General features: G+C 43.6%; 14 protein-coding genes. 5 read left to right on the top strand and 9 right to left on the bottom strand.

The features are described from left to right. Both R8N46_RS18265 and R8N46_RS18260 read left to right on the top strand, forming a co-directional pair. A partial coding sequence (locus R8N46_RS18265) for a flagellin (protein ID WP_254661342.1) occupies positions 1 to 105 on the top strand: 105 nt, incomplete at its 5' end. Positions 106 to 221: 116 nt separating this feature from the next. After that, positions 222 to 1,346: a flagellin gene (locus R8N46_RS18260; RefSeq protein ID WP_005382040.1), complete on the top strand. Its 1,125-nt coding sequence runs from the start codon at positions 222 to 224 to the stop codon at positions 1,344 to 1,346. An 80-nt stretch (positions 1,347 to 1,426) separates the two neighbouring features. Here the strand turns inward: R8N46_RS18260 and crr are convergent, their stop codons facing one another. From crr to cysZ, 5 genes are all read right to left on the bottom strand, one after another. Beyond that, positions 1,427 to 1,936 (bottom strand): PTS glucose transporter subunit IIA, encoded by a 510-nt coding sequence (gene crr, locus R8N46_RS18255; RefSeq protein WP_005382041.1) that lies wholly within the window; start codon positions 1,934 to 1,936, stop codon positions 1,427 to 1,429. A 121-nt stretch (positions 1,937 to 2,057) separates the two neighbouring features. Beyond that, on the bottom strand, positions 2,058 to 3,782 hold the full coding sequence (ptsI, locus tag R8N46_RS18250; protein WP_005389298.1) for a phosphoenolpyruvate-protein phosphotransferase PtsI: 1,725 nt from the start codon (positions 3,780 to 3,782) through the stop codon (positions 2,058 to 2,060). 140 nt (positions 3,783 to 3,922) lie between these two features. Beyond that, entirely contained in the window at positions 3,923 to 4,180 is a 258-nt protein-coding gene (locus R8N46_RS18245) for an HPr family phosphocarrier protein (RefSeq protein WP_005382043.1), read from the bottom strand. Positions 4,181 to 4,480: 300 nt separating this feature from the next. Continuing rightward, the gene (gene cysK / locus R8N46_RS18240) at positions 4,481 to 5,449 is read right to left on the bottom strand and encodes a cysteine synthase A (RefSeq protein WP_005382045.1); all 969 of its coding nucleotides are present in this window, start codon (positions 5,447 to 5,449) and stop codon (positions 4,481 to 4,483) included. A 164-nt stretch (positions 5,450 to 5,613) separates the two neighbouring features. Beyond that, entirely contained in the window at positions 5,614 to 6,357 is a 744-nt protein-coding gene (cysZ, locus tag R8N46_RS18235; protein ID WP_025998633.1) for a sulfate transporter CysZ, read from the bottom strand. Between the two features lie 251 nt (positions 6,358 to 6,608). Here cysZ and zipA point away from each other — a divergent pair, with 251 nt between their 5' ends. The 3 genes from zipA (at position 6,609) to R8N46_RS18220 (ending at position 11,588) form a co-directional block, all read left to right on the top strand. After that, positions 6,609 to 7,565, top strand: a complete 957-nt coding sequence (zipA, locus tag R8N46_RS18230; RefSeq protein ID WP_318098488.1) for a cell division protein ZipA — start codon at positions 6,609 to 6,611, stop codon at positions 7,563 to 7,565. 90 nt (positions 7,566 to 7,655) lie between these two features. Beyond that, positions 7,656 to 9,668 carry an NAD-dependent DNA ligase LigA gene (gene ligA, locus R8N46_RS18225; protein ID WP_017819968.1) on the top strand — a complete coding sequence of 671 codons (2,013 nt, stop codon included), beginning with the start codon at positions 7,656 to 7,658 and terminating at the stop codon, positions 9,666 to 9,668. A gap of 510 nt (positions 9,669 to 10,178) precedes the next feature. Then, positions 10,179 to 11,588, top strand: coding sequence for a hypothetical protein (locus R8N46_RS18220; protein ID WP_005382055.1), 1,410 nt, complete (start codon positions 10,179 to 10,181; stop codon positions 11,586 to 11,588). 40 nt (positions 11,589 to 11,628) lie between these two features. Here the strand turns inward: R8N46_RS18220 and R8N46_RS18215 are convergent, their stop codons facing one another. The 4 genes from R8N46_RS18215 to R8N46_RS18200 all read right to left on the bottom strand — a co-directional run bounded on the left by R8N46_RS18215 (position 11,629) and on the right by R8N46_RS18200 (position 14,825). Then, positions 11,629 to 11,811, bottom strand: coding sequence for a hypothetical protein (locus tag R8N46_RS18215; RefSeq protein WP_021707681.1), 183 nt, complete (start codon positions 11,809 to 11,811; stop codon positions 11,629 to 11,631). Positions 11,812 to 12,428: 617 nt separating this feature from the next. Next, on the bottom strand, positions 12,429 to 12,890 hold the full coding sequence (locus R8N46_RS18210) for an NfeD family protein (protein WP_005382058.1): 462 nt from the start codon (positions 12,888 to 12,890) through the stop codon (positions 12,429 to 12,431). 3 nt (positions 12,891 to 12,893) lie between these two features. Then, positions 12,894 to 13,811, bottom strand: coding sequence for an SPFH domain-containing protein (locus tag R8N46_RS18205; RefSeq protein ID WP_005382060.1), 918 nt, complete (start codon positions 13,809 to 13,811; stop codon positions 12,894 to 12,896). A gap of 159 nt (positions 13,812 to 13,970) precedes the next feature. Further along, positions 13,971 to 14,825 (bottom strand): co-chaperone YbbN, encoded by an 855-nt coding sequence (locus tag R8N46_RS18200; protein ID WP_005388628.1) that lies wholly within the window; start codon positions 14,823 to 14,825, stop codon positions 13,971 to 13,973. Between the last annotated feature and the right edge of the window lie 171 nt (positions 14,826 to 14,996).

Below are 14,996 nucleotides of genomic sequence, written 5' to 3'. Positions count from 1 at the left end.
GAAACGACGGCAATGACCAAATCACAAATTCTATCGCAAGCGTCAAGCTCAATCCTTGCGCAAGCGAAACAAGCGCCTAACTCAGCGCTAAGTCTGCTAGGTTAATCAATTTAACAAAGCAAGAAACCAAAGCCAGGCTCATCCCTGGCTTTTTGCTTATTGGCTATAACGATTCAGATGTGTCCTGACAGTATGTTCGATAAGGCATTCATATCGATTAGATGATCTCTTTAAATTCCAATGTTTCTGCGATGGTGGCGCAGAGACACCTGAGTCAAGCAGCTGCGCAAAATGTTGAGTCACAACGCAACCTAACTTCGGGGTTTCGAATCAACTCGGCGAGCGATGATGCGGCAGGTTTACAGATATCGAATACTCTCCATGTACAAACGAGAGGGCTTGATGTCGCCTTAAGAAATGCGCACGACGCTTTTTCTGTTGCTCAAACAGCGGAGGGAGCATTGCACGAAAGCAGTGACATATTGCAACGCTTACGCTCTCTGGGGCTTCAAGCAGCAAACGGCAGTTATGACTCAAGTGATCGGCAAAGTATTCAATATGAGGTCGTAGCGCTGCAAGATGAGCTTGATCGTGTCGCGATCACGACAACATTTGCGGATAAAAACCTGTTTGATGGATCTTACGGTTCACAAAGTTTCCATATTGGCGCGAACGCTAATTCAATCTCTTTGACGTTACGTAACATGCGTAGCCATATCCCAGAGATGGGAGGGCAGCATTATGTTGGTGATGCGGTCGATAAAGATTGGCGAGTCACTAAAGATAACCAAACCCTAAAAGTCGAATACCAAGACAGTAAAGGGCAAACCCAAACGGAATCCATTGGACTCAAATTGGGTGACCGTATAGAACAGGTCGCCACTTACATCAATGCTCAACAATCGATAGTGAATGCTTCAGTAACGGAAAACAACGAACTGCAATTCTTCGCTTCTACGATGAAGGCGCCAGAGGGTGTGGTTCTCGATGGGAGTTTAGCGGATGAGCTTGATGTGAGCGCTGGTCAATTAGTCACAATGGATGACATCGATATGTCGACGGCAGGTAAGGCGCAGCTTTCAATTGGGGTGATTGATGCAGCAATTAAGTATGTTGATTCGCACCGGAGTGAAATTGGCAGCTTTCAGAACCGTGTAAACGGCTCGATGGATAACTTAAATACTGTGAATCGGAGTGTTACAGAATCCAAGAGTCGAATAAGAGATACAGACTTCGCAAGAGAATCTACGGAAATGGTGCGTTCTCAAGTGCTCCAAGATGCGACAACTGCGTTATTGGCTCAGGCAAAGCAAAGGCCGAGTTCGGCACTTGGTCTACTCAGTTGAATCCGGTAAGAAAGTATAAACTTCAGGTAATAAAAAACGCTGCCAATGGCAGCGTTTTTTCGTGTTCGGCTAAGTAAAAATTACTTAGTTACACGTAGAACTGGAGTTTCACCAACAGTCACAGAACCAGAAAGCTTGTTCAGCTCTTTGATTTCGTCCATGTTAGAGATAACAACTGGAGTTAGCGTTGACTTCGCTTTCTCTTCTAGAAGAGCTAGATCGAATTCAATAACAGTGTCGCCAGCTTTAACAGTTTGACCTTCTTCAGCGATACGCGTGAAGCCTTCGCCTTTTAGTTCAACTGTGTCGATACCGAAGTGAACGAAAAGCTCAACACCGTCGTCAGACTCGATAGAGAATGCGTGGTTAGTTTCGAAGATCTTACCGATAGTACCGTTTACAGGAGCTACCATTTTGTTGCCTGCTGGCTTGATAGCAATACCGTCACCAACGATTTTCTCAGCGAAAACAACATCTGGCACGTCTTCGATGTTTACAATCTCACCAGAAAGTGGCGCGATGATTTCGATAGCACCAGCGTCAGCGCTGTCATCAGATACAAGCTTCTTAAGTTTGTCAAACAGACCCATTGTGTCATGCTCCTAAGGTTTGGTTTTATTCTGTCGAATTATAGTATACCAATATAGCTCATTAGACGACTTTTTTCGCCGTCTAATGGCCATTAAGTATTGAATTACTTGGTACTACCGATTACTGAGCTTTCTCAGCAATAAACTTTTCTACCACGGCTTCGATTTCTTCTGCTGTTGGTAGAGAAAGGGCTTCTTCAGCCATTGCTTTCACTTCTGCGAAGTTAGAGTTACGAACTACTTTCTTCACTTTAGGGATTGAAATGCCGCTCATTGAGAACTCGTCCAGACCCATACCTAGAAGTAGAAGTGTTGCACGCTCGTCACCTGCAAGTTCACCACACATACCAGTCCATTTACCTTCTGCGTGAGAAGCGTCGATAACTTGCTTGATCACTGTAAGTACAGCTGGTGATAGTGGGTTGTATAGGTGAGAAATCATCTCGTTACCACGGTCAACCGCTAGCGTGTACTGAGTTAGGTCGTTTGTGCCGATAGAGAAGAAAGACACTTCCTTCGCTAAGTGGTGTGCGATCGCAGCAGCAGCAGGAGTTTCAACCATAACACCGATTTCGATGTTTTCGTCGAACGCGTGGCCTTCAGCGCGTAGCTCTTCTTTGTACTCTTCGATCGCTTTCTTAAGCTCACGGATTTCTTCGACAGAGATGATCATTGGGAACATGATACGCAGTTTGCCGTGTGCAGAAGCACGTAGAATGCCACGTAGCTGATCACGAAGGATCTCACGACGATCTAGACTGATACGTACAGCGCGCCAGCCTAGGAATGGGTTCATCTCTTTTGGAAGATCCATGTATGGGAGATCTTTATCGCCGCCGATATCCATAGTACGGATGATCACAGCTTGACCGTTCATTGCTTCCGCAACTTCTTTGTACGCTTGGTACTGTTCTTCTTCAGTTGGTAGCGCAGTACGGTCCATAAATAGGAATTCAGTACGGTACAGACCAACACCTTCACCGCCGTTACGAAGGATACCGTCACAGTCTTTCACTGTACCGATGTTACCGCAAACTTCTACACGGTGACCGTCAGTCGTTTCTGCGTGTAGGTCTTTCAGTTTCGCTAGCTCTTCTTTTTCAGCTAGGAATGCTGCTTTAACCGCTTTCGCTTCTTCTAGCTCAGCTTCTGATGGGTTAACAACAATCTTGTTGTTCATTGCGTCAAGAATCAGCATGTCGCCATTCTTAACTTTCTTCGTGATGTCGTTAGTACCAACGATAGCTGGAAGCTCAAGTGAGCGAGCCATGATTGAAGTGTGAGATGTACGACCACCGATGTCACAAGCAAAACCAAGCACGTAGTCTAGGTTAATTTGTGCAGTTTCAGATGGCGTTAGGTCGTAAGCAACAAGAATTACTTCTTCGTTGATATCGCTAAGCGAAACAATGTTGATGCCTAGTGCGTTCTTAACAAAACGAGAACCGATATCGCGGATGTCAGTTGCACGCTCTTTTAAGTATTCGTCGTCTAGAGACTCAAGAGCACATGCTTGCTCTTCGATCACTGAGTGGATAGCGTGATCAGCAGTCATCTTGTCGTTTTTGATAAGTGCTAGGATTTCCTCTTCTAGCTCTTCGTCTTCAAGAAGCATGATGTGACCTTCAAAGATCGCTTCTTTTTCTTCGCCAAACGTTTCAAGCGCTTTTTGCTTGATAGTTTCTAGCTGAGCTGCAGATTTGTTACGAGCGTCAAAGAAACGCTGAACTTCAGCTTCTACTTGATCGTCAGAAATAGTGTTTGTGTTTAGGACAATTTCATCTTCTTGAAGTAGTAGTGCTTTACCGATTGCAATACCAGGAGATGCTAGGATGCCTGAAATCATAGCCTTACCTTAAGTTTGGTCAACTTTATAAAACGGGAGAATAATGGGTGCGCTAACGAATAGTTTTAGCTTAGTTTTGAGCCTATTTCCAACAAAGCCATTTTGCTTTCACAAAATGGCTTCTGGAGTAGGAGACCGGATTAGTGTAGTTGGTCCATTAGAGCAACTAGGTGGTCAACTGCTTGCTGAGCTTGTGGGCCTTCAGCAGAAATAGTAACTTGAGTACCTTTTACTAGGCCTAGTGTTTGTAGTTTGAACAGGCTCTTAGCGCTAGCGCTTTTACCGTTAGAAGTCACAGTGATGTCTGCGTCGAATGCTTTTGCTTCTTTAACAAACTGTGCAGCTGGACGAGTGTGAAGGCCGTTTTCTGCTGTGATTTCTACTTGCTTCTCGTACATGTGATATACCCCAATAAATGTATTTTTTTGTTAGTTTGTGACCAGATTTTAGCTTAACTGCTTTACATCTTGTGCGCTAGCACGGGAAGAGTTCAAAGCGCGTCAGTTCTGATACTAGTCAAAAGTTTGGTAACTACGCAACTGTTTGCGTGCGTAATCACTTTGAAACCTTTTTGTGTTCTGCTTCTTTATTTTGAAGCTAGAAATAAAACACCCTGATATTACCAAAGGTAGGGCAGGGATCAACAAAAAAGCCCCTAAACGGGGCTTTTTTAAACTAAAAATTGATTTGAACACATATTATTGTTGGTTCTCTTTTTCGGTAAAGATACCTGCAAAGAGTGCTGTACTTAGGTAACGCTCACCGGAACTTGGCAAGACAGTTACAATTGTTTTTCCTTCAAATTCAGGTAGTTCCGCAAGTCGGTTCGCTGCAACAACCGCTGCGCCAGATGAGATACCAGCTAGGATACCTTCCTCTTCCATTAGGCGACGAGCCATCTCAATCGCTTCTTCTGAGGTAACTTGCTCAACACGGTCAATAATGTCTAAATCGAGGTTACCAGGGATGAAACCAGCACCGATACCTTGAATTTTGTGTGGGGCAGGTTGGATTTCTTCGCCAGCAAGTGCTTGTGCAATAACCGGAGACTCTGCTGGCTCAACTGCAACAGAAGTGATGGCTTTGCCTTTTTCACCTTTGATGTAACGGCTTGTACCTGTGATAGTACCGCCCGTACCAACACCAGCAACGAATACGTCGATTTCACCGTCTGTCGCTTCCCAAATCTCAGGGCCCGTAGTCTTTTCGTGGATTTCTGGGTTCGCTGGGTTGTCAAATTGTTGAAGAAGTAGGTACTTCTCAGGGTTGCTTGCTACGATTTCTTCTGCTTTAGCAATCGCCCCTTTCATGCCTTTCGCCGCTTCAGTCAGCTCAAGGTTCGCGCCTAGTGCTTTTAGTAGCTTACGGCGTTCTAGGCTCATTGATTCAGGCATGGTCAATGTTAGCTTGTAACCGCGAGCAGCCGCTACGAATGCTAGAGCAACACCTGTGTTGCCACTGGTAGGTTCTACAAGCTCTACACCTGGCTTAAGAAGGCCCGCTTTCTCTGCTTCCCAAATCATGTTTGCACCGATACGGCACTTAACACTGAAGCTAGGGTTACGCGCTTCAATTTTCGCGAGAACTTTGCCTTTACTTACTTTGTTTAGACGAACGAGAGGTGTATTACCAATAGTAAGAGAGTTATCTTCGTAGATTTTGCTCATAGTGATGTTCCTTCATTACACGTTGTGTGAATATGGATAGAAGAATATGCGGTATGAAAAAAAGGGAAAAGGATTAAAAAGTTATATCTTATTAGGTTGGCCCAGAACTTGATAAAAGAAAAGGGAAAAGCTGACGCTGATCCCTTTCCTTAATCTCTAATCGACTATCGTTGGTGCTTAAACTCCGCGACCCACATAGCGGTTGCACCACATATTGCTACAGGCATGACAATGAGGTTCAAAATTGGGATCGTCGTAAATACAGACACCAATACCCCAAAGCCATAGGCCTTACCTTGCTTTTGTTTCAATTTGTAACGCATGTCGTTAAATGGGATTTTGTGGTTATCAAACGGGTAGTCACAATATTGAATCGCGAGCATCCAGGCGGTAAAGATAAACCATAAAAATGGGCCTACTGTTTGTCCAAGGGCAGGGATGAGCAATAACAGGAATAGGCCTATTGCTTTAGGTAAAATGTAAAGGAGCTTTCTCCACTCACGAGCTAAAACGCGAGGAACATCTTTCAGGACGGCAGTGAAACCATCATCATTTACTTTTTGTCCCGTTAAGTACTCTTCCACTTTTTCAGCCAAGAGGCCATTGAATGGCGCGGCGATAAAGTTCGCGAGCGTGCTGAAAAAATAGGAGAAGGTAGCGAGTATCGTCAGAGCGAGTAAAGGCCAAAGAATGTAAGTTAACCAGGATAAAAACTCAGGCAGCTGCCCAATCCAGCCTTCTATCCATATATTAAGGTTTGAAAATAGATAGAAGATGGCACCACCTACAAGCAAGATATTTGCAAGTAGAGGTAAGATGACAAAGCGCCTGATTTTAGGGGCAAGTGCCAATTGTATCCCGTATAGAAAATAACCGAACCCGGTTCTCTGCTGATTGTTTTGCTTCATGTCTATTTTGGCTTCGTGTAAATGAAAACTCATTGTACCTGTGAGGACTTTTCTTTCAATGCCCTGACAAATGACGTCTTGTTAAGTGGAATCGTGGCAAGAATCACAACAAAAAACGGAACTTCTTGCATTAAGTTGTTCTAAATCTACATATAGTTTTGGTAAAGTAAACGTATCATTCAGATTTATTGCACTTGGGTTGCTGCTCAAGGAACTGCGAGTAGTAAAAACAAGTATATTGAGAGTAAATAATGCAGGAATTGCGATTCGTACTCATTGTTGTTGGCGCATTAGCCATCGCGGCATTACTGTTTCATGGTTTATGGAGCAGTAAAAAAGAAGGCAAAGCAAAGTTTGGTAACAAGCCACTTGGTAAGCTGGATGTTAACCAAGAAGACAAAAATGATCTTGTTGAGAAAGAACGAGACTTCGCTCCCGCTCCTGAAGATGACTTTGAGATCATTCGCAAAGATCGCAAAGAACCAGATTTTGGGATGGCGAATTCTTTCGACAACAAGTTTGAATCTGACCCGTTATTCGGTGGCCCATCTGAAGTCAAACAGACGCAGCAGGAGCCGGATGACATCCCTTCATTTGGTGCAGAAAAAGATAAAAAAGAGGACGTTGAGCCTGTTGTTCAAGCAACAGTAGCTGAAGAGCCATTCCAGCCCGCTGTGGAAGAAGACGCTATTCCCGCCGCGTTTGATATTACGGAGAAAGAACAGCAAGTCGAAACGGTTAGTGAGCCTGTCGTTGCAGAGCCTAAGGAAGAGCCAAAGCTAGAACCTGAAATGCAAGTGATTGTATTGAATGTGCACTGTGCGGGTGAAGAGCCATTTGTTGGTACTGCTTTATTTGAAAGTATGCAACAAAACGGTCTAATTTATGGCGAGATGGATATTTTCCACCGTCATGTCGACTTGTCCGGTAACGGCAAAGTGCTGTTTAGCGTCGCTAATATGATGCACCCTGGTACGTTTGAACATGCTGATCCTGCTGAGTTTACAACGAAGGGTATTTCATTCTTCATGACATTGCCTTGTTATGGCGAGGCTGAACAGAACTTCAACTTAATGCTCCGAACTGCGCAGCAAATTGCTGATGATTTAGGTGGTAACGTACTTGATGACCAGCGCAACTTAATGACGCCAGATCGTTTAGCATCTTATCGACGTCAAATAGTTGAGTTTAATGCCGCTAACGCATAATCTTAACTGCAAATAATAATAGGGCTCCGGATGGAGCCCTTTTTCTTGGATTTCCCAACCTCACCGATTGAAAATACACGGGGCTTTACTATGTCTGAATCAGTACTTCAGCGACTAGAAGAACTAAAAGAGTCGTTGCATTACCACGCTGTGCGTTACTACGTGGAAGATAACCCAGAGATCCCTGATGCCGAGTACGACCGTTTAATGCGAGAGTTACTGGATATTGAAGCTGAGAACCCTGACTTAATAACCGTAGACTCGCCAAGCCAACGTGTCGGTGGGCAACCTCTCTCTGCGTTTAGCCAAGTGACACATGAAGTACCGATGCTTTCGCTTGATAACGCGTTTGATGATAGTGAACTCGATAGTTTCCACAAGCGCGCACAAGAGCGCGTGGGCAGCCAGAGTGTGAAAGAATACTGTTGTGAGCCTAAATTGGATGGACTCGCCGTAAGTTTGTTATATGAGAATGGCGTTTTAGTTCAGGCGGCCACTCGAGGCGATGGTACTACGGGTGAAAACATCACAGAGAATGTGCGTACGATTAAAGCTATTCCTTTAAAACTCAGAGGTAATGACTGGCCAAATCGTCTTGAAGTTCGTGGTGAAGTCTTTATGCCGAAAGCTGGGTTTGAAAAGCTCAATGAATTAGCAAGGAAGAAAGGCGAGAAAATCTTTGTTAATCCACGTAACGCTGCGGCAGGTAGCTTACGACAATTGGATTCACGTATTACGGCTTCTCGTCCGCTTAGCTTCTATGCATACAGTGTAGGCGTGGTGCAAGGTGCAGAATTGGCAGCAAGTCATTACGAACGCTTTTTGCAAATCAAATCTTGGGGACTGCCAATGTGTCCGGAAACTAAGCGAGTTGAAAGCTTGGCGGATGTAAAAGCTTACTACCAAGATATATTGCAGCGTCGTGATGCCCTCCCTTATGAGATCGATGGTGTCGTTATTAAAATTGACGATATTGCCGTGCAAGAGCGTCTGGGGTTTGTTGCTCGCGCTCCACGTTGGGCGATTGCCTACAAATTCCCAGCACAGGAAGAAATGACGACACTGAATGAAGTGGAGTTCCAAGTCGGTCGCACTGGTGCGATTACACCTGTTGCTAAACTAGAGCCTGTATTTGTTGGCGGGGTAACGGTAAGTAATGCGACGCTTCATAACGCAGATGAGATAGAACGTCTGCAAGTCAAGATTGGTGATCACGTTGTGATCCGCCGTGCTGGCGATGTTATTCCCCAAGTCGTATCTGTCATCAAAGAGCGTCGACCAGAAACAGCTCGAGATATTGTTTTCCCAACTCAGTGTCCTGTTTGTGGTTCGCATGTTGAGCGGATCGAAGGAGAAGCGGTAACACGTTGTATGGGGGGCTTAGTTTGCCAAGCCCAACGCAAACAAGCGCTAAAACACTTTGTTTCTCGTAAAGCGTTAGACGTTGACGGTTTAGGCGATAAAGTGATCGAGCAGCTTGTTGATCGTGAGATGGTGAAAACTCCTGCTGACTTATTTAAGTTATCTGCGGGGATTTTAACCGTACTAGATCGCATGGGGCCAAAGTCTGCGCAAAATATTGTGAATGCGTTAGAAAAATCCAAAGAAACAACTTTACCTCGGTTTTTGTATTCACTGGGGATCCGTGAAGTTGGCGAGGCAACCGCAGCAAACTTAGCAATGCACTTTAAAACGTTGGGAGCGATCCAAAATGCTACCGAAGAGCAGTTGATTGAAGTGCAAGACATCGGTGCTGTGGTTGCTCAACATATTACGACTTTCTTTAGTGAAGAACAGAACCAAGCGGTGGTTAAAGATTTGCTTGAACAAGGAATTCATTGGCCAGAGATTAATACTACTGAGCAGGTGGGGGAATTACCATTAGAAGGTAAAACAGTAGTATTAACGGGAACACTTTCTCAACTGGGGCGTACAGAAGCCAAAGAAGCCCTCCAAGCACTGGGGGCTAAAGTGACGGGTAGTGTTTCTAAGAAAACCGATATTTTGTTTGCTGGTGAAAATGCAGGTTCGAAGCTCGCAAAGGCACAAGAACTGGGTATCGAAATTAAAACAGAACAAGACTTACTCGAACTGATGAATTAAGTCTTCTCAAAAAAGCTAAAAAATAACTAAAAGCCCCGTATGGTAAGCATGCGGGGCTTTTTATTGTTCATAATTAAGTGTTTTTTTATTGAGTAATTGGTGCCTTTGTTCTTTTCAGTGATCAAGATCGAACCTTGGGTTATTGGTTTTTTTGGCTTTTTTAGTCTGCGAGTGACTTCAAGTTGATACTTTTAAGTTCAATTTAAGTGTTTGATTTTAAATAATAATTTATTGTGTTGTTTTGATGTTGTTAAAAATAAGATCTGGATCAATAAGTTATATGGAACTTTGGAGTGGCTCATATTTTTTTAGAAAAAAAATAAGTTCCATTTGGATGTTTTTAGCTGCGAAGTTAGTCTTAATCACGTGGATACACGGTGTGTATGCAGGAACTAAAAAAAGCCAAATTAGAAATAATGAGGTTTGATCAGGAATTTACTTCTCTCCTTCGGCGGCCAACTAAAGGTGAGATAGAAAAATACAGCTATATCCATTTTTAGGAGTTTTTCCATGGACAAATTTTTTAAGGTTTCAGCGTTAACCGCAGCAATGTTTGGTGTTGTTGCTGTCGCTCCAGCTACAGCGTCTACTGAAAGTGCAGCAGGTGGCGAGTACGTAGAGAAAGTGAACGAATTTATGCAAGACTCAAGTCTAAATGCATTATTCATAGTTGATACTCGTTCACGAACTCGTACAACAGGTAAGCCCGGCGGTGAAAATGGTGACCGTTGGAGTCGTCTAAACTACTCTTCTTACAACGCAATTTTAGACTTCACTTCTGGCTACCACGATGGTTGGGTGGGCGCAGATGTTGCGGCTTACTACTCTGGCGATCTTTACAACGATAGTCTTTACAATTCAAACGAAGGCTACCTATGTAACGAAATCTCAACTTGTAACAACCTAGACTGGGGTGCAGGTGATGGTCAGCAGCTTAAAGTTTACAAAGCAGCGCTGAAATTCAAAGCAAACGAAAACTTTAATGCTCGTTTCGGTATGTTACAGGCTGGTGGTAACGGTACAATCGGTAACGTTTGGAGCTTTGTACCTGGTACTTACCGTGGTTTCGAACTGAACGCTAAACTTGGTGATTTCAACCTAAGCTACTTTGGCGCAGACCAATTTACAGCACCTTGGCTGCTTCACGAAGATGATTACGCACCAGCGCTTTGGTCTGACACGTCATGGAGCTACCTACACTCTCTAGGTCTAAATGGTAACCTAACTGACAGCCTGTTTATGCAACTTGGCCTAGGCCAAGCAACTGGCGTTCAATATGCAAATGGTGTTGACTGGGGTGCAGGTCAAGTGACTAGCTACCACAACGAGACTGATAACACATCTTACAAAGCGTATTTGAAGTACACAGTGAGCGATCGTACAACTCTAGCATTTGATTTCTACGGTGTTGATGACGATGTGAAATACGATGGTCTAGGTTTCCACACTGGTCTGTCTTTGAACCAATCTTTCGGCAAGCTAGCTTGGATGTCTGAGTTGCGCTACACAGACACAGATAACCGTGCGGACTTCGTTCCTCGTACTATTCATACATATGGTATGAACAATGGTACTTGGTCTCAGTGGTGGGATGCGCTATCTGACTGGAACAAAGCGGGTGAGCTAGCATGGTACAACCGTCTATCTTACAACCAAGGTAACGGCTGGAACTACTACCTAGGCTTTGGTTACGGTACTGGCGCTGACTCTGCAGCAAGCGGAGCATCAGGTGACTGGGATTACGAAAGCGAATACGCAGTTAACGCAACAGTATCTTACTCACTACAAAGTGGCGCGCTTAAAGGTTCTACCATTCGTTTACACGGTACAATCCTAGAACGTGATGAGTACGCAGGTGCAGGCGATGCGGATGAGACAGACTTACGTCTACAAGTTCTTATCCCTTACAGCTTCCACTAATACTTAGTGAAATAATAAAAGGAGCCGCTAGGCTCCTTTTCTATTTCACTTCTCGGCCGTCGTATATTTTGCAATATAACGGTGGCAACATATGTACATTACCGTTTGGCAACTCACACTTTATCTCTGGGCCTAACGTACGACCACCGGATGCACCATTAGCATGAGTGGTTAACGGAATTATGGCAAAAGATATTACTAATAGACCAGATAAAAATCTCATAATCATCACCTTAATATAAACTTTAAATATCTACGTACTTGTATAAACCGTGACTACGCAGAAAGGCAAGGTTGAATAGGGCTCTTATATCAAACTAAGCTCTTACTTCTTTACTATTCCCATTCCCCACCTCTAAATCGACACATTTCACTTGGAATATTCGTAACGTCGCCACTTGGCATCTTACATTCGACTATAGGTCCCAAATTAGTTGTACCGCCGTTTCCGTTGTTGTAGGCAAAGGAAGAAAAAGAAAAAATACCGCACAACATTAAAAAGAGAAGTTTATTCATAGTACATCCTCTTACTTACCAAATAAAAAGCACTCAACTTAAATGCTTATGCGTTAAGTATGTATCCGAGGATAAAAAGATCAAAAAATAATTCAATAAAGTTTTATTTTTTAAAATAAATTTAGAGCAATAACTTACCTAGATATATTTCTATCTTATTGATTGTCGTGTGTTGAATAATTAAATGATAGGGAATGGGAGGTAGGGTATTAATAATATTACTACTACTTATTTTTTTCTCGATTTTAATTAAGGTAATGAAAAGAAAGCAGTTGTTTAGATTAAAGTAATGGCGCATGATTTGCCCCATTACTTTGGCATAAATTAATTAGAATCAGGCTCAATGATTAAAATAATACCTTCCACATCGGTGATTCTTACGCGGGTACCGGCTGGAAGTGCTTGATCCGATTGTGCGGACCATGTGGTATCGGCTACCTTGATGCGATTGAGCCCGACGGAAAAGTCTTCTTCAAGGATAAGAGTACGCCCAATTAACTGCTTGTACTTTTGGTTCAGATCTCTTTCTTGGTCTTCTTGCTTGTCTTTAGACCATTGTCGTCGCCACCAAAGCCAGGTGGTGATTAAGCTGAAGCTTGCAAAGCAAAGCCATTGCAATTGCCAGCTCATTGGCAAAACGGTCATGATGGCTCCAACGATAAGTGCAGACATCCCGAGCCAGAGAAAATACCCTGCGGTACCAAGTAGCTCAACTGCTAAAAGAGCAAAGCCAAACGCTAGCCAATGCCAGAAAGAGATACCTTCCAACAAACTAAAAAAGTCCATAAATTATTCTTTATCTTGCTGTTTAAACATTTCTGCTATCCCTGCAACCGAGCCCATTAGTCCGGTTGCTTCTAATGGAAGCATAATGATTTTACCATTTTCGGCTTGACCAATGCTCTTGATCGCTTCGGTATAACCCTGTGCAATGAAGTAATTGACGGCTTGCATGTCACCTTTTGCAATGGCTTCGGAAACCATGTAAGTCGCTTTTGCTTCTGCTTGCGCGGCACGCTCACGTGCTTCTGCATGGAGAATAGCAGACTGCTTTTCGCCTTCAGCTTTTAATATCTCTGATTGTTTATGACCTTCGGCCTTTAATATCTCAGCTTGGCGAACCCCTTCTGCTTCAAGAATTTCCGCACGCTTATTACGCTCGGCTTTCATTTGCGCATTCATTGCAGCGGTCAGATCGGCTGGTGGCTGGACATCTTTAATCTCAATTCGTGTGACTTTTACGCCCCAAGGGTTTGTTGCTTGGTCAACAATCGCCAACAGCTTAGAGTTGATCATGTCGCGTTGGCTCAGCATTTCGTCCAGTTCCATTGAACCTAAAACGGTACGAATGTTCGTAAGGGTCAAGTTTCTAATAGCGTGTTCTAAGTCGTTGACTTCATAAGCCGCTTTTGCAGCATCGATCACTTGAACAAATCCGACAGCGTCAATAACCACGTTAGCGTTATCTTTTGAAATGACCTCTTGCGCAGGAATATCGAGAACGCGCTCCATCATGTTTACTTTTTGACCAACTTTATCAACGAATGGAATGATCAAGTTTAAACCCGGCTTTAATGTGTGGGTGTAGCGTCCGAAGCGTTCAACTGTCCAGTTGTTTCCTTGCGGAACCGTTTTAATGGCTGAAGATAAGATAACGACAGCAAGAACGACGAAAATACCGATGGTGATCAGTGAATCAATTGGCATGAGTTATTCCCTTAAGTGCATAATATTCGATCCATTTTTACCTATTTATAGACAATAGACAATTGAAGTTCTGAGACCTTTGAGAGGTTATTGGTTTTTTATATGACAAAGGCCGGAAATCCCGGCCTTTGTTGTCTTATTCCTAGAAGAATGCTGCGCTTAGTACAAAATTGAGTAAAGCTGGCGACGATATTTGCTTGCTAATGCGTTACCTTGACCTAGCGCACTGAGAATATCCATAAAAGTCTTCTTCACGTCACCGTCTTGGGCGCCCAAGTCTTTTTTAAGAATATTCCACAGCAGTTCCAACGCTTCTTCATCCCGACCAACTTGGTTGTATTGTACCGCCAATTCACAAGCGAGTTCGAAGTTTGCCATGTCTGCTGCGTATGCTTGTTCTAGTCGCTGTAACTCAGGGCTATCTGCAGCCTGCAAATGCAGCTCGAGCTTGGCTATTAGGCTCTTGTAGTAGTTATCTTGATACTCGAGAGGGATAGCGTTCAGTAGTTCTTGGGCAATATCAAATTGTTTGGTTTCTAGCAAACAATCAGCCATCGCGAGTTTCACATCACCACGCTCTTGCAGCTCTGGCGGCAAAGTGTGGATGATGCTCAAAGCCTGAGCATGCTCACCTTGCTGAAGAAGTTCACTGACTTGTTTTAATAGTTGTTCATCTGGGCTTGGCAAATGCTTTTGTAGCATGGTAGCAATGGCATCAATTGGCTGGGGGCCTCCCAGACCATCGACGGCTTGACCATTTATAAACAGCGCGATAGTTGGCAATACTTGCACGCCAAATTGAGACGCTAAAGCGGGCTGATCTTCACAATTTAGTAGAGCAAGCGTAAATGCACCGTTGTACTGTTGAGCAAGAGATTGCAACTCAGGGAGTATCTGTGCGCTTTCTGGCTGAGCGTTGGCCCAAAAGTGGATCAAAACGGGCGTGTTCATTGATCCTTCAAGCGTTTCGCGAAAGTTCTGTTCTGTTATCTCAACGATAAATGGGGATTGCATCAGAGTATCCTTGCCTTGTGTCTTGTCGTTGATATTAGATATGGAGTTGATTTAGGTGAAATTCAAGCGACATTCACCATCAATAATGAATCATTCTATTTTGAGAAAACGTGAGGTAATAGAGTGAGGTTATTGCTGCTCAGGTGTTAGATAAAAAGAAAACGCTGCCGA

The sequence above is a fragment of the Vibrio sp. 1874 genome, assembly GCF_033344395.1.
Classification (GTDB): Bacteria; Pseudomonadota; Gammaproteobacteria; order Enterobacterales; family Vibrionaceae; genus Vibrio; species Vibrio alginolyticus.
The sequence above is the reverse complement of the archived record's forward strand: the minus strand, read 5'-3'. Positions and strand labels throughout refer to the sequence as shown.

Bases quoted from the DNA above. Each gene is read 5' to 3' on its own strand.
- ligA (WP_017819968.1), top strand. From the start codon at position 7,656: ATGTCTGAATCAGTACTTCAGCGACTAGAAGAACTAAAAGAGTCGTTG.
- ptsI (WP_005389298.1), bottom strand. From the start codon at position 3,782: ATGATTTCAGGCATCCTAGCATCTCCTGGTATTGCAATCGGTAAAGCA.
- R8N46_RS18260 (WP_005382040.1), top strand. From the start codon at position 222: ATGATCTCTTTAAATTCCAATGTTTCTGCGATGGTGGCGCAGAGACAC.
- R8N46_RS18215 (WP_021707681.1), bottom strand. From the start codon at position 11,811: ATGAGATTTTTATCTGGTCTATTAGTAATATCTTTTGCCATAATTCCG.
- cysK (WP_005382045.1), bottom strand. From the start codon at position 5,449: ATGAGCAAAATCTACGAAGATAACTCTCTTACTATTGGTAATACACCT.
- cysZ (WP_025998633.1), bottom strand. From the start codon at position 6,357: ATGAAGCAAAACAATCAGCAGAGAACCGGGTTCGGTTATTTTCTATAC.
- R8N46_RS18200 (WP_005388628.1), bottom strand. From the start codon at position 14,825: ATGCAATCCCCATTTATCGTTGAGATAACAGAACAGAACTTTCGCGAA.
- R8N46_RS18245 (WP_005382043.1), bottom strand. From the start codon at position 4,180: ATGTACGAGAAGCAAGTAGAAATCACAGCAGAAAACGGCCTTCACACT.
- zipA (WP_318098488.1), top strand. From the start codon at position 6,609: ATGCAGGAATTGCGATTCGTACTCATTGTTGTTGGCGCATTAGCCATC.
- crr (WP_005382041.1), bottom strand. From the start codon at position 1,936: ATGGGTCTGTTTGACAAACTTAAGAAGCTTGTATCTGATGACAGCGCT.
- R8N46_RS18220 (WP_005382055.1), top strand. From the start codon at position 10,179: ATGGACAAATTTTTTAAGGTTTCAGCGTTAACCGCAGCAATGTTTGGT.
- R8N46_RS18210 (WP_005382058.1), bottom strand. From the start codon at position 12,890: ATGGACTTTTTTAGTTTGTTGGAAGGTATCTCTTTCTGGCATTGGCTA.
- R8N46_RS18205 (WP_005382060.1), bottom strand. From the start codon at position 13,811: ATGCCAATTGATTCACTGATCACCATCGGTATTTTCGTCGTTCTTGCT.